The 26,877-nt window shown below is 58.6% G+C and carries 13 protein-coding genes; 8 read left to right on the top strand and 5 right to left on the bottom strand.

Features of this window, described 5'->3' with window-relative positions; all coding sequences use genetic code 11:
- Positions 1 to 213: 213 nt before the first annotated feature.
- The 3 genes from BW979_RS07720 to BW979_RS07710 form a co-directional block, all read right to left on the bottom strand.
- Entirely contained in the window at positions 214 to 513 is a 300-nt protein-coding gene (locus BW979_RS07720; RefSeq protein WP_076383548.1) for a hypothetical protein, read from the bottom strand.
- A gap of 395 nt (positions 514 to 908) precedes the next feature.
- Entirely contained in the window at positions 909 to 1,100 is a 192-nt protein-coding gene (locus tag BW979_RS07715) for a hypothetical protein (protein WP_076383547.1), read from the bottom strand.
- Position 1,101: 1 nt separating this feature from the next.
- On the bottom strand, positions 1,102 to 12,807 hold the full coding sequence (locus BW979_RS07710; protein ID WP_076383546.1) for a two-partner secretion domain-containing protein: 11,706 nt from the start codon (positions 12,805 to 12,807) through the stop codon (positions 1,102 to 1,104).
- Positions 12,808 to 13,442: 635 nt separating this feature from the next.
- Between BW979_RS07710 and BW979_RS07705 the strand changes: the two genes are divergently transcribed.
- The 8 genes from BW979_RS07705 to BW979_RS07670 all read left to right on the top strand — a co-directional run bounded on the left by BW979_RS07705 (position 13,443) and on the right by BW979_RS07670 (position 24,292).
- Positions 13,443 to 15,068, top strand: coding sequence for an ABC transporter substrate-binding protein (locus tag BW979_RS07705; protein ID WP_076383545.1), 1,626 nt, complete (start codon positions 13,443 to 13,445; stop codon positions 15,066 to 15,068).
- Between the two features lie 380 nt (positions 15,069 to 15,448).
- Positions 15,449 to 17,050 carry an ABC transporter substrate-binding protein gene (locus BW979_RS07700; RefSeq protein WP_076383544.1) on the top strand — a complete coding sequence of 534 codons (1,602 nt, stop codon included), beginning with the start codon at positions 15,449 to 15,451 and terminating at the stop codon, positions 17,048 to 17,050.
- Between the two features lie 171 nt (positions 17,051 to 17,221).
- Positions 17,222 to 18,655, top strand: coding sequence for an OprD family porin (locus tag BW979_RS07695; RefSeq protein WP_076383543.1), 1,434 nt, complete (start codon positions 17,222 to 17,224; stop codon positions 18,653 to 18,655).
- A 75-nt stretch (positions 18,656 to 18,730) separates the two neighbouring features.
- Positions 18,731 to 20,326 carry an ABC transporter substrate-binding protein gene (locus BW979_RS07690; RefSeq protein WP_076383542.1) on the top strand — a complete coding sequence of 532 codons (1,596 nt, stop codon included), beginning with the start codon at positions 18,731 to 18,733 and terminating at the stop codon, positions 20,324 to 20,326.
- 74 nt (positions 20,327 to 20,400) lie between these two features.
- The gene (locus BW979_RS07685) at positions 20,401 to 21,411 is read left to right on the top strand and encodes an ABC transporter permease subunit (protein ID WP_047229029.1); all 1,011 of its coding nucleotides are present in this window, start codon (positions 20,401 to 20,403) and stop codon (positions 21,409 to 21,411) included.
- A gap of 10 nt (positions 21,412 to 21,421) precedes the next feature.
- On the top strand, positions 21,422 to 22,333 hold the full coding sequence (locus BW979_RS07680; RefSeq protein WP_047229030.1) for an ABC transporter permease subunit: 912 nt from the start codon (positions 21,422 to 21,424) through the stop codon (positions 22,331 to 22,333).
- Positions 22,334 to 22,343: 10 nt separating this feature from the next.
- The gene (locus BW979_RS07675) at positions 22,344 to 23,312 is read left to right on the top strand and encodes an ABC transporter ATP-binding protein (protein ID WP_076383541.1); all 969 of its coding nucleotides are present in this window, start codon (positions 22,344 to 22,346) and stop codon (positions 23,310 to 23,312) included.
- Entirely contained in the window at positions 23,312 to 24,292 is a 981-nt protein-coding gene (locus BW979_RS07670; protein WP_047229032.1) for a peptide ABC transporter ATP-binding protein, read from the top strand. Before BW979_RS07675 ends, BW979_RS07670 begins: the two co-directional genes overlap by 1 nt.
- Positions 24,293 to 24,456: 164 nt before the next feature.
- Here BW979_RS07670 and BW979_RS07665 read toward each other — a convergent pair whose 3' ends face one another.
- Both BW979_RS07665 and BW979_RS07660 read right to left on the bottom strand, forming a co-directional pair.
- Positions 24,457 to 24,705 (bottom strand): hypothetical protein, encoded by a 249-nt coding sequence (locus tag BW979_RS07665; protein WP_076383540.1) that lies wholly within the window; start codon positions 24,703 to 24,705, stop codon positions 24,457 to 24,459.
- A 503-nt stretch (positions 24,706 to 25,208) separates the two neighbouring features.
- The gene (locus BW979_RS07660; RefSeq protein ID WP_047229034.1) at positions 25,209 to 26,792 is read right to left on the bottom strand and encodes a peptide chain release factor 3; all 1,584 of its coding nucleotides are present in this window, start codon (positions 26,790 to 26,792) and stop codon (positions 25,209 to 25,211) included.
- Positions 26,793 to 26,877 lie beyond the last annotated feature (85 nt).

Genomic DNA, 26,877 nt, shown 5'->3' with positions numbered 1-26,877 from the left:
GTAGCAAATCCCCTTCTATCGCCAAGCCAAGCCCCCCAAAAACAGCAGACCTTTATTACTCCCAGGAAGTCGCCAACCCACTTTACAAATCCCATTTAAAAATCGACCAATATTTAACTCTCCATTTCAGTCACCACCATTTCGGATAACTTTCAAACGCCTGTAGAATTCGGTTCGCGGCACCATCAACTAAAACCTCCTCCCCACCAGCGCCTATCGCATTACCAGCAACATCCCTCTTGACGCATGACCAGACCAATTTTTATTTTCAACATCAACCAACAACGAAAAGTCATTATTCATATCTTCAATCCGCGCTACCCTCCCCCGTTTAAGCATATCAACAAACGCATCAAATACAGCACACTCCACCCAGCAACCCATGCTGACTGAGAAAGAAAACTCAAACTTATCGACAACAATTTCTACAAAAAACTTTATCGAATAAATGTGCTCATCAAACTCAACTAAATTTATAGCAACCCGAATCGGGCTATCTATTTGAATATCCATTCAGTAAATCTCTGCCCCTGTTATCCACAAGGGTACACCCGGTATCAAGACGCGCGCTCTACGTGGCATATAGGGAGAGTCCTTCTCATACAAGTCGATTCAAAAGCTTAGTCAACCCAGAAAAAGACATCACCTCCTTATATTTCCTACTGTTTCAGCCCCTCAAAATACATTACAAAAAACGTGGTCTGCCCCCGTTTTCTTCAAAATAAAAAAAAGCATTCTTCTTGGAGCAAGTTTTTCACCTAAGAAACCAAGGCCAACCTTTTTTAATTTTTTCCGGCGCATCAGCTAGTTAGCTATTAAGCAAGCGCCATTTTGGTCCACCCTGGCTTTGAATGATCTCTCCCAATGTATTTAAATCACACATCGACCAAACATACCTCAACGCTTCTTTACTGCGCGCAATTTACCAACACACAAACACCTCCAGACTTAACAACCAGACTAATAGGTTTCTTGGTCACACCATCATCAACTGAAATTTCAACTAGCAAATTTTGATCCTCAAAAGACTGCAGTTCCAAAACAAGCTGCCTAATAGTTTTTCCTCGACTGACCCAGTCCGACTTCTCCTGATCTTTCATATCAATCTCCAATACGATTTAAATTCACATCAAATGTTCCTGAGCGTGTTTCTTTACGACCAAGAGCCTTAACGGAGTCGGCCATTTTCCAAGCACCACCATTATGCCCATCAAGATCCCTGGTTATGTAGCGATTCCCTAGCTTAAATACCGCCTGTCCACCATGTACTGTTTCATTTATTTTTGAGAACCCTAACACTTTTGCCGCTCGCTGGGCCTCTGCATTTGTCTTGTAAATTGGCTCGACCTTGACGCGCGGATTCGTTGCATTACCGTTACCCGCACCTACCGGACTTTTACCCAGGATAGCCATACCCAGTGTAATCTTCAGCTCAGTCAACAACGTCGCCCGCTCATTCAGCGACAACTGCCGTCCGGCCTGTTGATCAAGCCAACTGGTTTCCTTAACCCATTGATCGACCCCTGCCAATTCGCTTGGTGTCAGCCAACCTTCCTTAAGGTTTTTCGCAAAAGCCATTTGCTTATCTGAGGTAAACAGCGCGCCCCAGCCATCCACGCCCTGCGATGGAACGGCAACAGCCCCAGGGTTTCCTGTAAGCAACCCAGCCATATCGTAAGAGACGTTACGCCGCAGGAAGTCCATTAGATCCTTGGCGACGGGAGCCTCCAGCGAAACCGCGCTTTTCTGGATTCCTTCTACGCAAGCTCTACTTTCGCAGGCATTGATGGCCATGGAACGCTGAGCAGATAGTTCTTCATAGCGCCCGACAATTTCGCGGATGTTCGCTGCGCTACAACCTCCTGTCGTCCGACAGCCTTGAAGTTCTTTGAGCAGGCGCTCTGCCGAAGGATGGTCGAGGTTGTTGTACTGCGTTGCGTTTGCCGCCACCGCAGCAGCCGCGGATGCGTCCCCACCGGTTAGGGCTGCCGTTAACACCCCTATCAGCTGAGAGGCAGCCAACAATTTGCTCATCCCTTGCTGGTACTCCAGGCTGTTTCTATCAACTCCAACTGGTAACAATTTATCGGCAAGGACATCTACCAGCGCTTCATTCGCCCCACCAGCAAGCGCACCTGTGCGGAAGTCCCCTCCCATCGCCTCAGCCATCAAACCACCCAAAGCCGCATGCATCACGACTTTGGAAAGCTTGCCGTCGTCAAAGACAGTAATGTCACCAATTTTATTGGCCGAAACCGCCCCACCAATACTGATGGCCGAACCCAACGCAGAAGCCACCAGGTTGTCCTTCAGACTCCCCCCCATGATTGCTGTCTTGGCTGCAGCGTCAGCGGCCACTTTGATCGCCACGCTCTTCGCACTGGCGAGATCAAACTTCAGATCCGTAGCACTAAACCCGAACTGCGATGCGATCCCCGCTGATGCACCTGCCAGCACATAGCCTTTCAGGCTCTCGGATGAAAAGACGTCTTTGAAGACTGCCCCCACGTTACCTTGATTATTAATCGCACTGACCGTTGCGCCGCTGGCCATTGAGGTCAGCACAGCGGAGGCCATTATGTTCCCCAGCCCGGCCCCAACAGTGGAACCAACGGCAGCTCCCCCCGTCAGCGCTGCACCGGATGCGATCCCGCTTGCCGCCATCGCCGTGCCTGAACCCGCCGTCGCGCTGGCTGCTGTTCCCACCGCTGCGCTTGCCGTGCCGGCCGTCAGAACAGTGACGATAATAATCACCGCCAGCATCGCCGCCGGACCCATACCCGAGCTGCTGTACTTGAACGACTCGTGGGTTTCCTTGATCAGTTGCCAATCCACATCACCGCGTTGCTCGGCGTCCTTAAGCCAGGCCAGTTGCGGGTCGGCCTTGACCATGGCGTCGATGGTCTGGCTGACGGTGCTCTGGTTGATCTTCTTGATATCAATGTTCAAACCATTGACGGCGTTGATGACCAGGTCGCCCTGGGCGATCAGTTGGCTTTGGCGCAAGGTTTCGTCGGTGTTACCCCGCCCCTTGGCGGAGTTCCAGGTCATACTGTTGCGGCTTTTCTGATGGCTCTCCTGATGGAGGTCCTTAACACCTTCAAAGGTGATAGCGCCGCCGCTGGCCAGGTTGATGTCCTGGGCACTTTCAAGCTTGGCCACCTGGTAGCGTTGGTCACCGCCGCTGAGCACCGTCAGATCACCACCGGTGCTGATTTGCGTGCCGATATTGGTGATGTGGGTGACTTCATCGCGTTGGGTTTTCTTGCTACCCCAACTGCCTTTTTTCTTCATGTCGTACAGCGAATAGCTGCTGTTCTGCGCCGCAAGCAGTTCGACTTTTCCTGCCGCCACCAGATACGCTTCGTCCCGCGCCGTTATCCGGCTGGACACCAACGCCATGTCACCGCCGGCACTAAGCGATACATCGCCCCCCGCCTCGACGGTGGCAGCCACTTGAGTGACCTTGTCTTGCTGACGGGTTGTCTTGCGGATTCTGGAATAGCTGTGACTTTCATCGGCAGCGGAAGACAGCAGCAGGTTTCCGGCCGCGGTCATCGACACGTCGCGCTTGGCCGCGATGTCACTGGCGACCACCGCTATGTCGCGTCCGCTCTTGAGCGTCAGGTCTCGCCCGGCGTCGATACTGGCGCTGTGCTGCGTAATCGTTTCGTTGCGGAAGCGAGATTGTTTGCCAGAGTCGCGCTCTTGCACGGCAAGGACACTGATGTCGCGAGTGGCATCGATGTAAGTATCGCCACCACTTTTCATCACCCCACCGGCATTGACGGCATCACGGCCGGCCGAGATCGTCAGCTCATTGGCCGCTTCGATCCGGGCGGCGCTGTCGACATAATCGCGGTGTAGCGTGGTGCTGGAGTACCGTGAGTCCAGCGTCGTCGCGGTACGCTCGTTAATCACGTCGCCACTGACCGCCACGAGGTTCACATCACGCCCGGCGATAATCCCGCCGGCCTTGTTCACCAAGTTGTTGCCGGCCAGCAGGTCCAGCCGATTCCCCGCTTCCACCAACCCGCTATTGACCAGGTCATTGCCCACAGTGGCGGAGAGATTGTTACTGGCTCGCAACGTTCCGGAGTTGGTCAGGTCCTTGCCGGCAATCAGCGTGACATCAGAGCCCTGGATCAACGCGCCATTGGCGGCCAACCGGTTGTTGGCGTTGGCCATGTACAGCACCGGCACCAGCACGTTCTCGCCATTCACCTGGTGCTCTTCGAGCCAGACAATGTCATGGGTCAGGGCGGCGACCTGCTGTGCGGTGAGGGTTACGCCCACTGCCAGGTTCAGTTGCTCCTTGCTGGCGATGGCATTGTTCATCAGGTATTTGAACATCGCCTCGTCGGAGGTCTGGCCGTCGATGAAACGCTGGCCAGTGCGGGCGACAACGGCCTGCTGAACGAGGCGTTGCTCATACAAGCCATCACCCAGGCGTTTGGCGGCAGTGTCTGGATCGTAGCCCAGGTTTTCCAGCAGATAATCCGAACTCATGAACTGATTGAGGTTGGTAAGCACCGGATTGGTTTCGATCAGGTACTTGTGCGCATTGGACGGTGCCTGGACATCCGGGAGACCGGTGACGCGATTGACAGGCCGCGTCACCAACGCCGCCTTGATGTCGGCGCGTGGACCTGCCCCGATCGCGGTCGAAAGAACCGAGACGTCAACAGCGCTGGCATTCTCCGTGACCGGCAACGGCAGACGCCTTACCGGGTCGACGGCCCGCTGACTGTCAGAGACGGATACTGGGCCGTCCACCGATAGGGTGCGTGGGCCGAGGGCAGCAACCGCCGTATGTTGCAGCGCATCGACGCCTGCGCTATTCAGACTCCAGCCCTGCGACCCAGTCGGAGCCAAGGGGATCGGTTTGGACGTCCCACCCTGGTCACTGAGGCGAAACAAACCGTTCTGCCCCGTCGGCAATACGAATCCCGGCAGGCTTAGCGGATTGACCTGTTGTTTGGAAAGATCGGGGGGGAGCTGGCTGTTGAGATGCACCAGCAAGGGTTTACCGGTACCACCGCCCAGCGTGTTCTGCCGACGATCAACACCCGCACTGAAGGCATAATCTTCGTGTACGACGCTGTTGCTCAGGGTTTGCGCCGCGCTAATGCTGACCTTGCCACCCGCCTGGACGATAGCCGATTGAACAGAACCTCCGTCCCGGGAAACTTCCACGTCGCTGCTCACGTTAAAGCGGGTGAGCTGGGCAGGAAGAGGCAGCAGGTTGTCGGGGTCGTATTCGGACGTTTCATAGCGCTCAGGCTTATGCCATGCGCCATATCTATCCAGTTTGCGCCTGGTTACGCTATCCACCAGGATCATGCGCTCCTCTTCACTACCTTTTTGGTAGTACCTTTCCATCGCGTAGTCGGTGGTTCGGAATTGCCCGACATCATCGATGTAGTGAAAGGTCAACGGCCCGTTGTCGTTGCGCTTGTTGAACTCCCACATCGCCCCAAGGGCAAACCGGTTATGCGTACCGTCGGTAATTCCCGGAGCACTGAAAATCCGGGTGCGCTCGATGGTCCCACTCGCCGCACCGATATTGCTGAAGTTGTTGGCCGCGATGGTGATGTTACGAGCCGCCGTCACTTCGCCGCGGCTGTTGAGGAAGTCCCCACCATTGAAGGTGAAGTTACCGCCGGCGGTCAGTTTGGCCGTTGGCGACTGGTCGACCACCGACCCTTCGTAGATTTCACGCAACCCGTAGTCGACGTAATAGGTGTCGCCGCTGCAATCATTGCAATGCACGGCAATGAACGACGAGATCAGCTTGCGGGCAACTTCGAATTTTTCGCCACGGTTGTTCAGGGTGGTGGCATTGATGGACATGTCCCCGGCGCTTTCCATGACTCCGGAGATGTTTTCCAGCACATTGGCCCGCGCCGCGCCGTTATAGCCTTTAACAGTGAGATCACCCAGACTGTAGAAGTCGCCATAGCTGTTGGTCACACTGCCGACTTCCAGCGCGGTGTCATCCCCGCTAAAAATCAGCCCATGGTCGTTCATCAAAGAAGGCGTTTTTACCCGCAACGACTGCGCACTGCCCAGGGTGCCGGTGTTGTTCAGGCTCCCCGCCTCAACAGTCAGCCCCCCATTGGATGTCAACCTGCCCGCATTGCTTAGCTGTCCGCCAACCTTGACCGTGGTGGCACCGCCACCGGCAATGCTGGAGGCCGCATTGAGGTTCAACTGCGCAGCACTCAGGTACAGGTCGCCAAGGCTCGACACCCGACCGTTGCCGCCATAGCTACCGCCCAGTTGCAGATCCAGGCTGGCGTCGCTGGCGATCAGTCCGTTGTTGATCCAGTTTGTCCCGCGGCCTTGCAAATGCCTGGTGGCCAACAGTTGGCCGCTGGCCGTCTGGGTGAAGTTGTTGACATTGACGTTCAACCGCCCGGCCTGGATCACGCTGGAGTTGGTCCAGGTGTCGGCATTCAGAGCCAACGTACCGCCGGTGGTGATACCGCCGCCGGCACCCATCACGTTGGCGGTGGAGATATCGAACGTGCCAAGGCCTACGTGGTTGAGTTGACCGCCGCCGTTGAGGAAGCTGCCGACGGCCAGTGTGAGGTCGGTGTTGGCGGTTTCCAGGACACCATTACGGTTGTCCAGCAGGCCGCCAATCTGGAAGCTGGTTTTGCCTGTGCTGCCGAGTGAACGAAGCTGTCCGGCCTGGTTATCGAGGCTGATCGCCTTGGTGGTCAGTTGGGTGTCGCTTTCGATGATACCGGCGCGGTTGTTCAAGGCTCCGGTGAGGCTCAGATTGACAGTGTCACCGGCAATCTGACCGCTGGCGTTGTTCAGGCTTGTGCCGGTCACTGCGGCCAAGCCCTTGGCGTAAAGCGCGCCCTCTCGGTTTTCGAAGGCAGCGCTGGTGACGCTGGCGTCGGAGCCTTGCGCCGAGATCCGTCCGCCGATGTTGTTCAGGCCGGCCAGGGCGGTGAGTTTCAATGCCTGGCCCTGGATGATACCGCGCTGATTGCTGTTATTGAGGTCATAACCGTTGCGCAATACGCCAACGGTCCGAGCTTCCAACGCGCCCGCGATGCTCGACAATATGCCACCACGGTTGTCGATATTGGCGGCCTTGACGAAGGTCGTTCCGCTTTGAGCGATGACTTTGCCGCTCTGGTTATCAAAGTCGCCGCTGATATCGAGGGTCAGGCCGTTCTCGCTCTGAATCGTGCCTTTGCCGTTGAGGAGGCTGCCCGCCTGGACCTGCACGTCGGCCTTCTGACTGTAGATCAGTCCGTTGGCGTTGTTGAGCACCGCACCGCTGGCTGTGACCAGCAGAGCATCGTTGGCCGCGACAGTCCCGCCCAGGCTGTTGTCCAGGGTTTGGGTCAGCAAGGTCAGTGTGCTTTGGCCGGCGAGTTGACCTTTCTGGTTGCTGAGATCGGTCACGCCCTTAATCAGCATCGGGCCGGCGCCGGCCAGTTTGCCGTCATTGTTGTTCAAGCTACCGAGCAGGCTCAGCGTCAGTGCAGCATTGCCAACGATCTGCCCAGCGCGGTTATCCAGGGAGTTCACATCGGCATTGATGGACTGTTGCGCGTTGACGGCACCACCGACGTTGGTCAACCCGGTGGCGGTGATATCAAGCCCCGCGCTACTGTCGATGAGGCCGCCTTGGCCATTCTTGAGCTCGCCTTCAAGCTCTAGTGTCTGCCCCGCGCCACTGCTGAGGATGCCTTTGTTGCTGTTGTCCAGGCTCTTTGATTTGACGCTGAGCTCGCCCTGGCTGACCAACGCACCGGCATTGCTGTTGAGCAGCGCCTCCTTGAGGTCCACGGCAACATCACCGCTGCGACTCGAAAGCGTGCCGTTGTCGCGGTTATCCAGGCTGCCGCCTTCAACGGTCAGGCCTTGCCAACCAGAGATCAGCCCTTTCTGGTTGATCAGAGTCGTGCCAGCGACGCCCAATTGTTGGCTGCTGATCAGCTTGCCAGAACTGTTGTTCAAGGCGCGGCCGATGACATTGAACCCCTGGCTGCTGGATATTTCCCCTTTCTGGTTGTTGAGGTCACGCAGACGGTTGAAGGTCAGCGGTCCCTTGGCGGTCAGCAGCCCATTGCTGTTGTCAAAGTCGCCGTTGGCAAGGTCCACGGTGACGGCCTTGTCCCCGAGTAAGCGTCCGGCCTGCTGGGTCAGGCCGACCAGCGTCAGGTTGATATCGCCCTTGGCCGAGACTTCGCCATCGTTGCTGGAGTCCAGTTGGGTGCCGGTCAGCGTCAGATTGCCCTGGCTGTTGATCAATCCGCCTTCACGGTTGTTCAGCGCCTGGGTGTCGAGGGTGACAGCGTCGACGCCGAGCACCGTGCCGCCCTGGTTATTGAAATCACCACTGGTGAGCGTGAGGGTCTGGGCCGCACTGATCAGACCCTGAGTGTCGTTGCGCAACAAGCCATCGGAGGTCAGTTCCAGATTGCCTCGGCTGACCAAGCTACCGCCGCTGTTGTTCAAACTGGCGGCCCGTACATCAAGGGCCGCCGCGCCGATCTGACCCTTGAGGTTGTTCATCACGTTGGTGATGCGCAAAGTCAACGCCTGGTTGCTCAGCAGTTTGCCGCCGCTGTTGTCCAGGTTCTGTGCGGTCAGGGTGAATGCTTGGGCGCTGGAAATTTCACCGCCCTGGTTGTTGATGCCGTTGAGTTGCTTGAGCAGCAGAGCGCCCGGTGTGTTGATCAACCCGCCCTGATTGTTGAGTTGGCCATTGTGCATGTCCAGACTGAGGCGGGTATTGCTGAACAACTTGCCGCCCTGCTGATCAAGGCCTGTGACCGACGCGGTCAAGGCGCCCTGACTGCCGATACGGCCGTCTTCCTGGTTAGTGACCTGCCCCGCGACGAGGTCCAGCGTGGCGGCGCTGGTCACACGACCGCCCTGGCTGTTGTCGAACGCGCCAGTGGTGACCGTTACCGCGCCCTTGCCGCTGATGCTGCCACCCTGGCGGTTGTCGAGGCTGGTACTGTTCAGCGTGAGCGTGCCATCGGTGATCAGGTTGCCACCCTGGTTGTTGATGCGCGTGTCGCTGGTGAGTTTCAGATCGGCCGCACTGGAAAGACTGCCTTGGGTGTTGATCAGTTCGCCGGTCTCGACGGTCAAGGTGCCTTCGCTGCTGACCTGGCCCTGGCTGTTGTCGAATGCGTCGGTCAGGTCCAGGTGCATGCCCTGCACACTCAACAGATTGCCGCCGGTGTTATCCAGCGAACGCCCCTCAACGTTCAGGGTGGTGGTGGCGCTGAGCAGGCCTTTGTTGCCGTTGAGCAGTTGATCGACGGTCAGCTTCATAGCCTGGCCGGCGAAGGCCTTGCCACCATCGCGGTTATCAAATTTCGTACCGATGATCGACAAGTCAGAATTAGCGGTGAGTTCGCCGCCACGGTTATCGACGTCATCAACCGTCAGGGTCATGGCTTTGCTTGCGCCCAACAGACCGTTCAAGCGGTTATCGAGCGTGTCGGCGGTGACCTGCAAGGTGCCGGTCGTGATCAGTTGGCCTTTGCTGTTGTCCAGAGACGTAACCTGAACAATGGCGTCAGCCTTGCCGGCGATTTCACCGGTGCGGTTATTCAGGGTTTCGGCGACCAGCAGAAGCTCACCGTCAGCGACCACGGTGCCGCTCTGGTTATCCAGAGTTTTGTCAGTTCGCAGTTCCAGTCGATCAAAGCTGCTGATCAGGCCTTCATTGTTGTTGAGGTTTGCGCTGCGACTGTCCAGGGAAGCGGCGGAGATCACCCCCTTGATGTTATCCAGGGCCTGCGTAATGCGCAGGGTCAGGCCTTGGCTGCTCAGCAGCTTGCCACCGTTATTGTTCAGGTCGCTGGCGGTTACGTTGAACGCCTGCTGGCTGGATATTTCGCCGTTCTGGTTGTTAACGCCGTTGAGGTTTTTCAGCATCAGCAACGGCGCGTTAATCAGCCCACCCTGGTTGTTCAGTTGACCGTTGTTCAGGTCCAGGCTGAGACTGGCTTGGCTGAATAGCTCACCGCCCTGTTGATCAAGCCCCGTGACCGAAGCGGTCAAGGCTTTTTGGCTGGCAATACGTCCGGCGGCATTGTTGACCTGCTTGGCGGTGAGATCCAGGGTGGTACCGCTAATGAACCGACCGCCCTGACTGTTATTCATATCGCCGGTGGTGACGGTGGTGGTGTCTTTGCCGGAGATCAGGCCTTTCTGGCTGTTGTCCAGGCTGACGCTGTCGACCATCAATGTGCTGTCGGTGCTGATCGAGCCGCCGCGGTTGAGCAAGGCGCCACGACTGGTTACGGACAACGCACCGGCGCTGCCAAGGGTCGCACCGGTGTTGTCCAGGCTCTGAGCGTTGACGGTCAGCGCCCCTTCACTGTTGATCAACCCCTGGGTATTGAGCAAGGCATCGTCGAGGGTAATGTCCAGCCCTTTTAGGCTGTTAAGGCTGCCACCGCTGTTGTCCAGCGTTGCACCGCTGAGAACCGTCGAACCCTGAGCAACGATGAGGCCTTTGTTCTGGTTGATCAGTTTGGCAACGGTCACTTCCAGATCGGTAGCGGCGAGAATTTTCCCTGCGTCGCTGTTGTCCAGACGCTGGCCGTCGATGTCCAACAACAGACTGCTGGACAGCTCGCCGGCGCGGTTGTCGATGTCCTCGACCTTCAACGTCAGCGCTTTAGTGGTGCCGATCAACCCGCCATTGCGGTTATCAAGGCTAGTACCGGTCAGCTTCAGATTGCCCTGAGCGACCAGTTCACCACCCTGCTGTTGTAGCAGACCGATGGTGGCGGTGAGGTCGTTCTGACTCGAGATCCGTCCGGCCGCGTTTTGCACTTCATCAGCATTGAGGGCGACCGGACCTACGGCACTGAGCAGGCCGCCAGCGTTATCCAGGCGCACGCCCTCATAGGTGATACCAGCCTTGCTACTGATTAAACCTTTATCGCGGTTATCCAATCGGCCAACCTGAAGTTTTAGCTGCTTGTCCGCCTGGATCACACCACCACGGTTATCAGTCGAACCACCCGTCACAGTCAGAGTGTCTTTGCCGCTGATCACGCCGCCACGGTTGTCGAGACTGACGCTACGCACATCGCTCACGCCTTTGGCGGTGATCTCACCTTTGTTCTGGTTATCCAGCAAACCGCTGATACGAGTGGTAAGGGTGCCGTCACTGACCACCACCCCAGCGTCACGGTTGTCGAGGCTGGCCGCGCGTAGGTCAACGTTTTTGCCCGAGCCCAGCAGACCATCGCGATTGTCCAGCGCGCCGCTGAGGTCGATGCTCAGGCCTAGGTCGCCGAGGATCTGACCGCTACGGTTATTCAGTGCGGTGCCGTTGAGGCGCGTGATGCCGGCGCTGGAGATTTCGCCGTTACTGTTATTCAGTTGGCCGATCGTCCCGGTCAGATTCCCGGTGCTGTTGATTACTCCATTGGTGTTGAACACCTGACTGACCGTCACGCTCAACGCACCACTGCTCAGCACCCGCCCCTTGCTCTGGTTATCCAACGTCCCGGCTTTTACCGTGCCGGTTTGCCCCGCACTCAAGGTCCCGCCCTGGTTGTTCAACGTCTGCGCAACATTGGCCGTCAGATTGCGACTGGCGATCACACTCTTGCCGTTGTTGCTGAGGTTTTGCGCCGTGAGGCTCACATCCCCCGCCGCATTGCGCGAGTTATCAGCATTGACCCCGGCCTCAATGATGCCGTTGTTGCTCAACTGCCCACCGGCATTCAGGGTGATGGAGTTGCGCGCCGCGAGGGTTTTCTGATTGGTCAGGTTGCCCTGGGTTTGCGCGTTCAACGTGGTGCCGGCGTAGACCGGACCACGGGCGTCGAGGCTGGCAGCCTTGACCTTGACGGCGCCGCTGGCCGAGGTGTCAATCAGGCTCAGGTGGCCGTTGGCATCAAGCTGAATATCCCCACCACTGGCAATCAACTTGCCGTCCAGCTTCACGCCAACACCGGCCTCGGTGCCCACCAACTTGATCGCCCCGGCATACATCCCTCCCAGCGCCGAGGAGTCGATGGCCAGTTCCGGTTTAGCGCTGCCGTCATCGGCGCGGGCGGTGGCGCTCAAGGTGTCGGCGTTGACGTCATTGCGTCCGGCAATAATCGTCAGGTTCTTGGCCTGGATCTCGGCGTTGATCTTGGCGCTGCGGGTGATGATTTCGAAGTGGTCGACGTTGTTGGCGTTGAGGCCTGCGCCTTCGATGGCGACGCTGCCTTTATCCACCTGATAACGATCCAGCCGACCGTTTTCCACCACCGGCTTGCCGGTGCTCAAGGTCACTTTCGGGCTGTTGATAAAACCGCAACCATTACAGGTAATGCCGTACGGGTTGGCAACGATGACGTGGGCCGATTGCCCCGCCACTTCGGTGTAGCCGCGCAACTGGCTCGGGTTGCCGCCGTTGACTTCGTTGAGGATGGTCTTGGCCGCCGTGCCATTGAGGTTCGGGTTGCCGAGGATGATCCCGCCCAACTGGGTGGACTGGGTGCGCGAGGTGGCGTTGTTGAGGATCACGCCGTTGCTGCCGACGTTGTAATCCTTGAACTGGTTGTGGGACAGGCCGTTGCCGTTGGGCTTGGCGATGTTGACGATGGGCACGCCGTTGCCGGCCCGGTCCAGGCCTGTGCCCGGCGCGCTGACCACGATGCCGTCAGCCTGGGCCCACAGCGGTTGCCAGAACATGACGTTGGCCAACAGGAACGCCAGGCCGCGCTTGGGCATGCCCCAGAAGTGCTCGCGGGTTTGCAAGGCAGCAGAAGGCTGGCAGGCCAGAAAGGCGTGTTGGCGGTCGTCCATGATCGAGTCTCGTTGCAGCAGGAATTTAAAGAAGCACTTCCATGCGAATGTCGAGCGGCGGCAAAACCAGACACGACTTTGCTCCAGGGGTGGGTGAAGGCTGGTGCTTACCCCCGGGCCAGAAAGTGACATCAAAATAGTGGCGCGATATTAGATAGCCATTATTCTGGCGTCAATGAATGAATGCGCAAACAAGGGGCTGTACGGACCACCGGTCTGGAGATGGAGGGGTAATTGTCAGGCTGCCATCGCGAGCAAGCTTTGCTCCCACAGAGGATCAGTCACATGCAGTAGCGCGCAATACACACAAAGGCCGCGTGGTTAAACACACAAGGCCCCTTTGGTTGCACCCCTCTATCTCGCGGGTTTCATGGGGTGATACCTGCCCCAATGCGGTGCACAAATACCTTCGAGGCGCACAGGAATCGGGCGCAACTTGTATCAAAAACGGCCCCGCAAACGATCAAATGCGTCAGAAGTTACACAGATGCGACATTAAGGTACGTTCGTGCCACTGTTTCAGGCCTGTAACCGCTCTGGATCTTGCATTGGGTATGGGGCCTGCATAAGTATCCGCAGGACGACTCACGAGGTCGCCCTCAAATCCAAAAATGACAACAAATCATGAGGCCAACATGCTTAAACACGCGGTCATTCCGTTTTTAGTCGGCGCAGGCTTGTTAGCCAGCGCACCTTTCGCCCATGCGGCGACTAACCTGGTGTTCTGCTCCGAAGGGAGTCCGGCCGGTTTTGACCCTGGTCAGTACACCACCGGAACCGACTTCGACGCCTCTGCAGAAACCATGTTCAACCGCCTGACCCAGTTCGAACGCGGCGGCACCGCTGTGATTCCTGGCTTGGCGACCAAATGGGACATTTCCGAAGACGGCCTCACCTACACCTTCCACTTGCGTGAAGGCGTCAAGTTCCACACCACCCCGTATTTCAAGCCGACTCGTGAATTCAACGCCGACGACGTGCTGTTCACCTTCAATCGCATGATCAGCAAGGATGACCCGTTCCGTAAGGCCTACCCGACCGAATTCCCGTACTTCACCGACATGGGGATGGACACCAACATCACCAAGATCGATAAAGTCGACGACCACACCGTCAAGTTCACCCTCAAGGATGTTGACGCCGCGTTCATTCAGAACATGGCCATGAGCTTCGCCTCGATCCAGTCCGCTGAGTACGCGGCCCAACTGCTCAAGGAAGGCAAGGCCCCCGACATCAACCAGAAACCGGTCGGCACCGGCCCGTTCGTGTTCAAGAGCTACCAGAAAGACTCCAACATCCGCTACACCGGGAACAAGGATTACTGGAAGCCTGAAGACGTGAAGATCGACAACCTGATCTTCGCCATCACCACCGACCCATCGGTACGCATCCAGAAGCTGAAGAAGAACGAGTGCCAGGTCACCCTCTTCCCACGCCCAGCCGACCTCAAGGCGCTGAAAGAAGACAAGGCACTGAAGATGCCTGACCAGGCGGGTTTCAACCTGGGCTACATCGCTTACAACGTGATGGACAAGATCAAGGGCAGCAACGAGCCGAACATTCTGGCCGACCTGAAAGTTCGCCAGGCGCTGGACATGGCGGTCAACAAGCCACAGATCATCGACTCGGTCTACCAGGGCGCTGGCCAACTGGCGGTCAACGCCATGCCGCCGACCCAATGGTCCTACGACACCACCATCAAGGACGCCAAGTACGACCCTGAGAAAGCCAAGACGCTGCTCAAGGAAGCCGGCGTCAAGGAAGGCACCAACATCACCCTGTGGGCGATGCCGGTACAGCGTCCGTACAACCCGAACGCCAAGCTGATGGCTGAAATGCTGCAGTCCGACTGGAAGAAGATCGGCCTGAACGTCAACATCGTCAGCTACGAATGGGGCGAGTACATCAAGCGCTCCAAGGGCGGCGAGAACCAGGCCATGATCATTGGCTGGAGCGGTGACAACGGTGACCCGGACAACTGGCTCAACGTGCTGTTCGGCTGCGACTCGCTGGCCGGTAACAACTTCTCCAAATGGTGCGACAAGAAGTTCGACGACCTCGTCAAGCAGGCCAAGCGCACGACCGACCAGGCCAAGCGCACCGAACTGTACAAACAGGCGCAACACGTCCTCAAGGACGCTGTGCCGATGACACCTATCGCTCACTCGACGGTGTATCAACCCATGCGCGCCAATGTGCAGGACTTCAAGATCAGCCCGTTTGGCTTGAACTCCTTCTACGGCGTCAGCGTCAGCAAATAAAGTGACCTGTGGCGAGGGAGCTTGCTCCCGCTGGGCTGCGTAGCAGCCCCTTTTTAAGCGCGATGGCGGTGTACCAACAACGCCATCGCGAGCAGGGCTCGCTCCCACGGCATACCGTTGCTTTAGGCCAAGACTCAGGAAAACGCCTACATCCAAAAGCACTGCGTACCACAGCAGCTGGTTTAGGACGTATCGCCTTTTCCCACAAGTCTTTCAGGCGTTACGCATTTACTGCCTGGCCCGCGGCCCATACCGTCGGGAGCCAGGTCGATCTGCTGGCGCTGCGGCATCGCTGTTCGCAATGGATTGAACTCAGTGCCCGGACAGGTCCTGCAAGGGCGCCGGTCACTGTTAAACACCCCATAGAGAGAGGGAGCGTCATGCGCCATACCTTGGTTTTATCCGCATTGCTGGGCACCGGCCTGCTGGCCGCCACTTCCATGGCCCAGGCCGCCGGCGGCAGCCTGGTGTTCTGTTCCGAAGGCAGCCCCGCCGGTTTCGACACCGCGCAATACACCACCGCCACTGACAACGATGCCGCCGAACCGCTGTACAACCGCCTGGCCGAATTTGAAAAGGGCGCGACCAACGTCGTACCTGGCCTGGCGACTAGGTGGGACATTTCCGAAGACGGCCTGAAATACACCTTTCACCTGCGCGAAGGGGTGAAGTTTCATACCACCGATTACTTCACGCCGACCCGGGATTTCAACGCCGACGACGTGCTGTTCACCTTCAACCGCATGCTTGACCCGCAGCACCCCTTCCGCAAGGCCTACCCGACCGAGTTTCCGTACTTCAACGGCATGAGCCTGAACAAGAACATCGCCAAGGTCGAGGCCACCGGGCCGCTGACCGTGGTCATGACGCTCAACAGCGTGGACGCCGCGTTCATCCAGAACATCGCCATGAGTTTCGCCGCGATCCTGTCGGCCGAATACGCCGATCAGTTGCTCAAGACCGGCAAGCCCAGCGACATCAACCAGAAGCCGATCGGCACCGGGCCGTTCGAGTTCAAGAGCTACCAGAAAGACTCCAACATCCGCTATGTCGCCAACAAACAGTACTGGGCGCCGGAGCGGGTCAAGCTGAACAACCTGATCTTCTCCATCAACACCGATGCCTCGGTACGGGTGCAGAAACTCAAGGCCAACGAATGCCAGGTCACCCTGCATCCACGTCCAGCCGATGTGCCGGCCTTGAAGAACGACCCGAAACTGCAACTGATCGAGAAACCCGGTTTCAACCTCGGCTACATCGCCTATAACACCCGTCACAAACCGTTCGATCAGGTCGAAGTGCGCCGGGCGCTGGACATGGCGGTGAACAAGCAGAGCATCCTCAACGCCGTGTACCAGGGCGCGGGGCAACTGGCGGTCAACGCCATGCCGCCAACCCAGTGGTCTTACGACGATACGATCAAGGACACCGCCTACAACCCGGAAAAAGCCAAGGAGTTGCTCAAGGCTGCCGGGGTCAAGGAAGGCACCGAAATCACCCTCTGGGCCATGCCGGTCCAACGCCCGTACAACCCCAACGCCAAGCTGATGGCCGAAATGCTTCAGGCCGACTGGGCGAAAATCGGCCTGAAGGTGAAGATTGTCAGCTATGAATGGGGCGAATACATCAAGCGCACCAAGAACGGCGAGCACGATGTCAGCCTGATCGGCTGGACCGGTGACAACGGGGACCCGGACAACTGGCTGGGCACGCTGTACAGCTGCGATGCCATTGGCGGCAACAACTACTCCATGTGGTGTGATCAGGACTACGACAAGCTGATCAAGCAGGCCAAGGTCGTCACCGATCGCGACCAGCGCACCGTGCTCTACAAACAGGCCCAGCAATTGCTCAAGCAGCAAGTGCCGATCACCCCTGTCGCCCACTCGACGGTCAACCAGCCGCTGAGTACCAAAGTCGAAGGGTTCAAGGTCAGCCCCTTCGGTCGCAACGTGTTCTCGGGCGTCAGCCTGAACCCATAACTGATTAGCCGTACAGCAGGGCCCCATTTGGGGCCCTCACGCAGACGTCTTGCCGAAATTCACCGTTCAGGCGTAGTGCAAACGTTTGCGAAGCCAAGATGAGTTGTAAAAACCGATAGCCGTATCACTAAAAAAGACCGGCATTAAAAAGAAAGAAAAGGAGCGTTACCGATGAAACTGAGCAACACCGCGTTACTGGCCTTGGCCATCAGCAGCGTTACGGCCACGGCGTACGCAGAATCACAGAGCCAGGCGTTCACTCCGGTGACCGTGAAAGAAAAAAACGCCCAGAGCGAAGCCACCGGCTTTCTGGAAGGCCAGTCGGTGACGGGGTCTACGCGTAACTGGTACGCGAACGAGCAGCTCAAGCGCGGTGCCAAGTTTGGCTACATCAAAAATGGCGCTCCGGCCGAAACTGATCGTCGTATCAACTGGGTTCAGGGCACTATCGTCAATTACAATTCGGGCTTCACTGAAGGCACTGTTGGTTTCAGCACTGAAATCGCTGCCTACAACGCCATTGCACTAGAGCGGGATCGCGAGAACCTGGCCGCCGGCAACGGTGGCGCGCCAAAGACGGGCACTGCTTCGGGCAACAACCGCACCCTGACCGAAAAAGGCGGTGACGCGGTAGGCCAGTGGAGCAAACTGGGCTTGGCCAACGTAAAGGCGCGGGTCTCCAGCACCACCCTGACGGCCGGTCGCCAGAGCTATAGCAGCCCGCAAGTCGACACCATCGGCAACCGTGCCCTGCCGTCGAGCTTTCAAGGGGTGAGCCTGAATGTCGCGGAGCTGGAAAACCTGACTTTTGACGTAGCAACTTTCGACCGCGTATCTCCTCGTTCGGAACAAAGCCTGCGTAAATTCCGCGCCGAGTATGCTAACGGTCGGCAAGAGTCCGATCACATTAACACCGCCGGCATCACTTACACGCCACTCGCTAGCCTGACCACGAGCCTCTGGGCCACTAAGGCCGAAGATCTCTGGAATCAATACTATTTCGGCGCCACTCATGTGCTGGGCGACAGTTCGGTACTGAGCCTGACCACCGGGCTGAACTATTACAAAACCCAGGAGGAAGGCAAGGCGCTAATCGGCGACATCGACAACGACACTTACTCCTTATCGTTTGGCCTCGCGCACCAGGCCCACAGCCTGACACTCTCCTACCAGCAAGTGAACGGTAACGAGTATTTCGATTACCTGAACGAAACTAACGGCATCTATCTGGCCAACTCCCTGTTGTCGGACTTCAATGGCCCGAACGAAAAATCCTTCCAGATCGCCTACGGCCTGAACATGGCTGAATATGGCGTTCCAGGTCTGAAGTTCAACATCTACCAAGCGCGCGGCTGGGGCATCGACGGCACCCATTACAAAGGCAACAACGGTGTGATCGACAAAGGCTACGATGGCATTCAGATTCAAGACGGTGAACATCACTACGAATACGGCATCGGCGCGTCCTATGCCGTACAAAGCGGCCCATTGAAAGCTACCGCGATCCGTGCGACCTACACCGCTCACCGTGCCAGCGAAAACCAGTCTGATGGCAGCATCAACGAATTCCGCCTGGTCACCACCATCCCGTTCAACATTCTCTAAACCATCCACCGAACGGCCGACTCACGAGGTCGGTCGTTCGGTTTTTGCCATTTAACCGATTGCAGAGGATTGCCGATGAACATGAATCCCCTACGCGCAGCCATCGCCGCTGCGTTGCTGAGTGTCGCCGTAGGCGCCACGGCCAAACCCCTGGTGGTTTGTACAGAAGCCAGCCCGGAAGGCTTCGACATGGTCCAGTACACGACTGCAGTCACTGCCGACGCCGTGGCAGAAACCATTTTCAATCGCCTGGCCGACTTCAAGCCCGGCACCACCGAAGTGATTCCGGCCCTGGCCGAATCCTGGGACATCAGTGACGACGGCCTGACGTACACGTTTCATCTGCGCAAAGGCGTCAAGTTTCACACCACCGATTATTTCAAGCCGACCCGCGACATGAATGCCGACGACGTGGTCTGGAGTTTCCAGCGCCAGCTGGACCCGAATCATCCCTGGCACAAACTGTCGAGCGTAGGCTTCCCCTACTTTGAAAGCATGGGCTTCAAAGAGCTGCTCAAGAGCGTCGAGAAAGTCGACGAGCACACCGTCAGGTTCAGCCTGACCCGCCGCGAGGCGCCATTTCTGGCGGACATCGCCATGGCCTTCTCCTCGATCTACCCGGCCGAATACGCCGACCAGTTGCTCAAGGCAAACAAGACCGGCGACCTCAACAGCAAGCCGATTGGCACCGGCCCGTTCATTTTTCAGCGCTACAACAAGGATGCCCAGGTTCGTTTCAAGGCCAACCCGGACTACTTCCGTGGCAAGCCACCGGCCGATGCGCTGATCCTGGCCATCGCCACCGACAACAACGTGCGCATGCAAAAGCTCAAGACCAACGAGTGCCAGATCGCGCTGTATCCAAAACCCGATGACATCCCCAGCATCAAGAAAGACCCGAACCTGAAGGTGACGGAACTGGACGCGATGACCGTTTCCTACACCGCCCTGAATACCAGTCACAAATACATGAGCGATGTGCGGGTGCGCAAAGCCATCGACCTGGCCTTCGATAAGGAAGCCTACGTCAACGCCCTGTTCGGCAAGGGCAATGCCACCGTGGCGGTCAACCCGTACCCACCGACGCTGCTGGGCTTCAATCATGATCTGAAAAACCCGCCCCGGGACCTGGACAAAGCCCGTCAACTGCTCAAGGAAGCCGGCGTACCTGAAGGCACCGTGTTCACCCTGTTCACCCGTAACGGCGGCGGCCCGACCAACCCCAACCCGATGCTCGGCGCGCAGATGATGCAGGCCGACCTGGCCAAAGTCGGGATCAAGGTCGACATCCGCGTGATGGAATGGGGCGAAATGCTCAAGCGCGCCAAGAACGGCGAGCACGACATGGTTTCCGCCGGATGGGCGGGCGATAACGGCGACCCGGATAACTTCCTGACGCCTATGCTCAGTTGCGAAGCGGCCAAGAACGGCGAAAACTACGCGCGCTGGTGCAACGAGCAATTCCAGGCGCTGATCGACCAGGCCCGCGCCACAGTGAACCCCGAGGAGCGCACCAAGCTCTATGAACAGGCCCAGGTGCTTTTCAACCAGGACCAGCCGTGGATCAGCATGGCCCACACCCGAATGTTTACCGCAATGCGCAAGAACGTAGAGGGCTATGTGATTAGCCCGCTTACGACCAATAACTTCGCCACCACCCAGGTGAAGTAGATAAGAAAACGCCCGACAACTCTTATCCAGGAGCTGTCGGGCACGCCTAACCGGCTGATGAGGTACACCTTAAGATGTTTAGTTTTATTGCCCGCCGACTGGGATTATTGATCCCCACGTTCTTCGGCATCACCTTGCTGACTTTCGCGTTGATTCGCATGATCCCCGGCGACCCCGTGGAAGTGATGATGGGCGAACGTCGGGTCGATCCCGAAATGCACGCTCAGGCAATGGAACGCCTTGGCCTGAACAAACCGCTGTATGCCCAGTACCTGGACTACATCGGCAAACTGGCCCAGGGCGATCTCGGCGAATCGCTGCGCACCCGCGAAAGCGTCTGGACCGAGTTCAGTTCCCTGTTTCCCGCGACCCTGGAACTGTCCATGGCCGCCCTGTTGTTCGCCGGTATCCTGGGCCTTTTGGCCGGGGTGATCGCGGCACTCAAGCGAGGATCCCTGTTCGACCACGGGGTGATGGGCATCTCCCTGGCGGGGTATTCGATGCCGATCTTCTGGTGGGGCCTGATCCTGATCATGTTCTTCTCGGTGTCCCTGGGCTGGACGCCGGTGTCGGGACGGATCGACCTGCTCTACGACATCGAGCCGAAAACCGGCTTCATGCTGATCGACACGCTGCTGGCCGATGAGCCGGGGGCATTCCTCGACGCCCTGCACCACCTGATCCTGCCGGCCATCGTGCTGGGTACTATTCCGCTGGCGGTGATCGCCCGCATGACCCGCTCCTCGATGCTCGAAGTGCTGCGTGAAGACTACATTCGCACCGCACGCGCCAAGGGCCTGTCGCCTTCGCGAGTGGTATTCGTGCATGGCCTGCGCAACGCGCTGATCCCGGTGCTGACCGTGGTCGGCCTGCAAGTCGGCACATTGCTGGCCGGTGCGGTGCTGACCGAAACGATCTTCTCCTGGCCAGGTATCGGCAAGTGGCTGATCGAAGCCATCGGCGCCCGGGACTATCCCGTGGTGCAGAACGGCATCCTGTTAATCGCCTGCCTGGTGATTCTGGTCAACTTCGTCGTGGACGTGCTCTACGGCTTTGCCAACCCACGTATCCGTCACCAGCGCTGAGATCAAAACCATGAGTACTCCAACTACCTCGGTAGCAGTCGATCAAAGCCTGCTGTACCCGTCCCCCTACAAAGAATTCTGGCAGGCGTTTTCCCGCAACAAGGGCGCCGTGGCCGGGCTGATGTTCATGACCCTGATCGTGTTCTGCGCGATCTTCGCCCCGTGGGTCGCCCCCCATGACCCGAGCGAACAATACCGCGACTTTTTGCTGACACCGCCGGTCTGGCTCGAAGGCGGTCAGATGCAATTTTTGCTGGGCACCGACGAACTGGGGCGCGATTTGCTGTCGCGGCTGATCCAGGGTTCGCGTCTGTCGCTGCTGATCGGCTTGTCGTCGGTGGTGATGTCGCTGATCCCGGGCATCCTGCTGGGACTGTTCGCCGGGTTCTTCCCGCGTCTGCTCGGCCCGACCATCATGCGTTTGATGGACATCATGCTCGCCCTACCCTCGCTGCTGTTGGCCGTGGCGATTGTCGCCATCCTCGGCCCTGGCCTGATCAACACCGTGATCGCCATCGCCATCGTGTCGCTGCCGTCCTACGTGCGCCTGACCCGCGCCGCGGTGATGGGCGAACTCAACCGTGACTACGTGACCGCCGCCCGCCTGGCCGGTGCCGGCCTGCCGCGCCTGATGTTCATCACTGTGCTGCCCAACTGCATGGCGCCGCTGATCGTGCAGGCAACCTTGAGCTTTTCCTCGGCGATCCTCGACGCCGCCGCCCTGGGCTTCCTCGGCCTGGGCGTCCAGCCGCCAACCCCGGAGTGGGGCACCATGCTGGCCTCGGCCCGAGACTACATCGAACGCGCCTGGTGGGTGGTGAGCCTGCCTGGCTTGACCATTTTGCTCAGCGTGCTGGCAATCAACCTGATGGGCGACGGTTTGCGCGATGCGCTGGACCCGAAACTCAAGAATGCCGCCTGAGGAGATTCCCATGTCACTGCTAGAAATCAAGAATCTCAACGTACGCTTCGGCGACGCCACCGCCGTGCCGGTGGTCGACGGCCTGGACCTGAGCGTGGAAAAGGGTGAAGTACTGGCCATCGTCGGTGAATCAGGCTCGGGTAAATCCGTGACCATGATGGCGCTGATGGGCCTGATCGAGCACCCGGGCATCGTCACCGCCGACGCGCTGAACTTCGATGGCAAGAACATGCTCAAGCTGAGCAACCGCCAGCGTCGGCAGATCGTCGGCAAGGACCTGGCGATGGTGTTCCAGGACCCGATGACCGCGCTCAACCCCAGCTACACAGTGGGTTTCCAGATCGAAGAAGTGCTGCGCCTGCACCTGAAGATGTCCGGCAAGGCCGCCCGCCAGCGCGCCATCGAACTGCTGGAGAAAGTCGAAATCCCGGGCGCCGCCAGCCGCATGAACGCCTACCCGCACCAACTGTCCGGCGGCATGAGCCAGCGTGTGGCGATTGCCATGGCGATTGCCGGCGAGCCGAAACTGTTGATCGCCGACGAACCGACCACCGCCCTCGACGTGACCATTCAGGCGCAGATCATGGACCTGCTGCTGGCCCTGCAGAAAGAGCAGAACATGGGCTTGGTGCTGATCACCCACGACTTGGCCGTGGTGGCTGAAACCGCCCAGCGCGTGTGCGTGATGTACGCAGGCCAGGCCGTGGAAGTAGGCAAGGTCCCCGAGCTGTTCGACATCCCGGCCCACCCGTACAGCGAAGCGCTGCTGGCGGCGATTCCGGAACACAGCATGGGCGCCGAGCGCCTGGCGACGCTGCCAGGTATCGTCCCCGGTCGCTACGACCGTCCGCAAGGCTGCCTGCTGTCGCCGCGCTGCCCTTATGTGCAGGACAACTGTCGTCAACAACGCCCGGCCCTCGATCCGAAATCCAACAGCCTCGCCCGCTGCTTCTACCCGTTGAACCAGGAGGTGGCGTGATGGCCGTCGTACTTACCGCCCGTGACCTGACCCGTCATTACGAAGTGTCCCGTGGCATGTTCAAGGGCCATGCGACCGTGCGCGCCCTCAACGGCGTGTCGTTCGAACTGGAAGCCGGCAAGACCCTCGCCGTGGTGGGTGAATCCGGTTGCGGCAAATCCACCCTTGCCCGGGCCCTGACGCTGATCGAGGAACCGTCCACCGGCTCCCTGAAGATCGCCGGCCAGGAAGTGGCCGGCGCGAACAAGGCCGAGCGCAAGCAGTTGCGCAAAGACGTGCAGATGGTGTTCCAGAGCCCGTACGCGTCCCTCAACCCACGGCAGAAAGTCGGTGATCAACTGGCCGAGCCCTTGCTCATCAACACCAACCTGTCGGCCACCGAGCGGCGGGAGAAAGTCCAGGCGATGATGAAGCAGGTGGGCCTGCGCCCCGAGCATTACCAGCGCTACCCGCACATGTTCTCCGGCGGCCAACGCCAGCGCATCGCCCTGGCCCGCGCCATGATGCTGCAACCCAAGGTGCTGGTGGCGGACGAACCGACGTCGGCGCTGGACGTGTCGATCCAGGCCCAGGTGCTGAACCTGTTCATGGATCTGCAGCAGGAGTTCAACACCGCTTACGTGTTTATCTCCCACAACCTGGCGGTGGTGCAGCACGTGGCCGACGACGTGATGGTGATGTACCTCGGCCGTCCGGTGGAAATGGGCCCTAACGAGTCCATCTACAGCCGTCCGCTGCACCCGTACACCCAGGCGCTGCTCTCGGCCACCCCGACCATCCACCCGGACCCGAACAAGCCGAAGATCAAAATCGTCGGCGAACTGCCCAACCCGCTCGACCCACCGTCCGGCTGCGCCTTCCACAAGCGCTGCCCGTACGCCACCGAGCGCTGCCAGACCGAAGAACCGGCCTTGCGGTTGCTGGATAACCGGCAGGTGGCGTGTCACTACGCCGAGCAATTCCTCGACGGCGCGGCGTAAACCCGTCAAGGACTAGGCGCGCCCCTGTGGCGAGGGGATTTATCCCCGCTGGGGCGCGTAGCGGCCCTAAATCGACCGCCTCGGTCTATGAGGCCGGAACACAACTAACCCCTTCCCTCCGATCAACATCAATCGGCCGGAAGGGGTTTTTTGTTGTCTGTACCCTACGTCTGGCTATCACCCTCATCACCATCACCATCACCGGCATCAGGATCATCAATCGTCGAATCGTCATCATCCTGATCACCAGGTTGCTGTTCTTCGTTGGCGGCAAGCATCCATTCGCCCTGCGCCACCTGTCCGTTCACCGCTTGTTTTTCATGCTCATCGCATTCGGCCCAGGCCGCTGACGAACCGAGGGACAGCATCAGCAAAACCTTCAACAAAATCATCGCGCGTAGAAATGCGTTCATAGCCGATTCCTTTTTTCTCTGGTTAAAGCCCTAAGCCTGACGGCGTTCAAGAAACACTGCTTCCGAACGGTCGGTTCCTCAGATAAGACGCCTATGCACAGGAAGAAATGCCGTCCGCTGACAGAATGGTTTCGCATAACGTTTATCCCGAACGGTTATGAAGTAGACCTACTATCAGCTCACCCCACAAACCTTGTGGGAGCAAGGCTTGCCCGCGATGGCGAAGGCACATTCAACACCCCCGCAACCTGACCACCGCTATCGCGAGCAAGCTTTGCTCCCACAGAGGAATCTAGGCCGAACACATTTTTTTGCCCGCTGAAGTTCCAGTGTGGGAGCGAGCCTGCTCGCGATGGCGGTGGGTCAGCAGCTTTGAGATTGACTGACACTGCGCCATCGCGAGCACGCTCGCTCCCACCGGGGGTTGGTGGTGCCTAGTCGTTAAGTGGAAATAAAAAACCCCGCAGCTTTCGGTGCGGGGTTCTGGGTGTAAAGCTCAGCGCTTAGTGATGCTCACGCGTCGCACGGAAGTTCACATCCGGCCAGCGCTCTTCCATCAGCGCCAGGTTGACACGGGTCGGGGCCAGGTAGGTCAGGTGACCGCCGCCATCCAAGGCGAGGTTTTCCACGGCCTTGTTGGAAAACTCTTCGAATTTCTTCTTGTCGCCACATTCGACCCAACGAGCGGAGTACACGGTGATCGGCTCGTAGGAGCACTCGACCTTGTATTCCTCCTTCAGGCGGCTGGCGACGACGTCGAACTGCAGCACACCGACGGCACCGAGGATGATGTCGTTGCTGCGGGTCGGGAAGAACACCTGGGTGGCGCCTTCCTCGGCCAGTTGCTGCAGGCCCTGGCGCAGTTGCTTGGACTTGAGCGGGTCTTTCAGGCGCACGCGGCGGAACAGCTCCGGGGCGAAGTGCGGGATGCCGGTGAAACCCAGGGCTTCGCCCTCAGTGAAGGTGTCGCCGATCTGGATGGTGCCGTGGTTGTGCAGGCCGATGATGTCACCGGCAAAGGCTTCTTCCAGTTGCTCGCGTTCCGAGGAGAAGAACGTCAGGGCGTCACCGATGCGTACGTCCTTGCCGGTGCGCACGTGGCGCATCTTCATGCCTTTTTCGTATTTGCCCGAGCAGATGCGCATGAAGGCGATGCGGTCGCGGTGCTTGGGGTCCATGTTCGCCTGGATCTTGAACACGAAGCCGGTGAACTTCTCTTCCACCGGTTCCACGGTGCGCTCGTTGGCGACGCGGGCCAGCGGGCGCGGTGCCCAATCGACCACGGCGTCGAGCACATGGTCGACACCGAAGTTGCCCAACGCCGTACCGAAGAACACCGGGGTCAGTTGGCCGTCGAGGAATTCCTGCTGGTCGAACTCATGGCAGGCGCCTTGCACCAGCTCCAACTGCTCGACAAAACGGTCGTACTCGTCGCCCAGGTGGGCGCGGGCCTCGTCGGAGTCGAGCTTCTCGATGATTTTGGTTTCGGTGCGTTCATGACCATGCCCGGCGGTGTAGACGATGATGTAATCGTCGGCCAGGTGGTACACGCCCTTGAAGTCGCGATAGCAGCCGATCGGCCAGGTGATCGGCGCGGCCTTGATCTTCAGGACCGCTTCGATCTCGTCGAGCAGTTCGATCGGGTCGCGGATGTCACGGTCGAGTTTGTTGATGAAGCTGACGATCGGCGTGTCCCGCAGACGGCAGACATCCATCAGGGCGATGGTCCGTGGCTCGACGCCTTTACCGCCGTCGAGGACCATCAGCGCCGAGTCCACCGCCGTGAGGGTGCGGTAGGTGTCTTCGGAGAAGTCTTCGTGGCCCGGGGTGTCGAGCAGGTTGATCATGTGATCGCGATACGGGAACTGCATGACCGACGTGGTAATGGAAATACCCCGCTGTTTTTCCATTTCCATCCAGTCGGAGGTGGCATGGCGGTCGGACTTGCGAGATTTCACCGTGCCGGCCACCGCAATCGCCTTGCCCATCAGCAAGAGCTTTTCGGTGATGGTGGTCTTACCGGCATCGGGGTGGGAAATAATGGCGAAAGTGCGGCGTTTCGCGACTTCGGCGGCCTGTTTGGTCATGGGAAATCGCCTGGCAGGTGATTCAAAAAAGGGCGGCGATTATAGCCCAGAACCCCCTCTATGGACCACCTGCGCAAGAGCAGCC

The sequence above is a fragment of the Pseudomonas sp. A214 genome, assembly GCF_900156295.1.
GTDB lineage: Bacteria > Pseudomonadota > Gammaproteobacteria > Pseudomonadales > Pseudomonadaceae > Aquipseudomonas > Aquipseudomonas rhizophila.
This window is presented reverse-complemented; position numbering and strand designations above follow the sequence as displayed.

Coding starts and splice junctions, on each gene's coding strand:
- BW979_RS07720 (WP_076383548.1), bottom strand. CDS start 513: ATGGATATTCAAATAGATAGCCCGATTCGGGTTGCTATAAATTTAGTT.
- BW979_RS07715 (WP_076383547.1), bottom strand. CDS start 1,100: ATGAAAGATCAGGAGAAGTCGGACTGGGTCAGTCGAGGAAAAACTATT.
- BW979_RS07710 (WP_076383546.1), bottom strand. CDS start 12,807: ATGGACGACCGCCAACACGCCTTTCTGGCCTGCCAGCCTTCTGCTGCC.
- BW979_RS07705 (WP_076383545.1), top strand. CDS start 13,443: ATGCTTAAACACGCGGTCATTCCGTTTTTAGTCGGCGCAGGCTTGTTA.
- BW979_RS07700 (WP_076383544.1), top strand. CDS start 15,449: ATGCGCCATACCTTGGTTTTATCCGCATTGCTGGGCACCGGCCTGCTG.
- BW979_RS07695 (WP_076383543.1), top strand. CDS start 17,222: ATGAAACTGAGCAACACCGCGTTACTGGCCTTGGCCATCAGCAGCGTT.
- BW979_RS07690 (WP_076383542.1), top strand. CDS start 18,731: ATGAACATGAATCCCCTACGCGCAGCCATCGCCGCTGCGTTGCTGAGT.
- BW979_RS07685 (WP_047229029.1), top strand. CDS start 20,401: ATGTTTAGTTTTATTGCCCGCCGACTGGGATTATTGATCCCCACGTTC.
- BW979_RS07680 (WP_047229030.1), top strand. CDS start 21,422: ATGAGTACTCCAACTACCTCGGTAGCAGTCGATCAAAGCCTGCTGTAC.
- BW979_RS07675 (WP_076383541.1), top strand. CDS start 22,344: ATGTCACTGCTAGAAATCAAGAATCTCAACGTACGCTTCGGCGACGCC.
- BW979_RS07670 (WP_047229032.1), top strand. CDS start 23,312: ATGGCCGTCGTACTTACCGCCCGTGACCTGACCCGTCATTACGAAGTG.
- BW979_RS07665 (WP_076383540.1), bottom strand. CDS start 24,705: ATGAACGCATTTCTACGCGCGATGATTTTGTTGAAGGTTTTGCTGATG.
- BW979_RS07660 (WP_047229034.1), bottom strand. CDS start 26,792: ATGACCAAACAGGCCGCCGAAGTCGCGAAACGCCGCACTTTCGCCATT.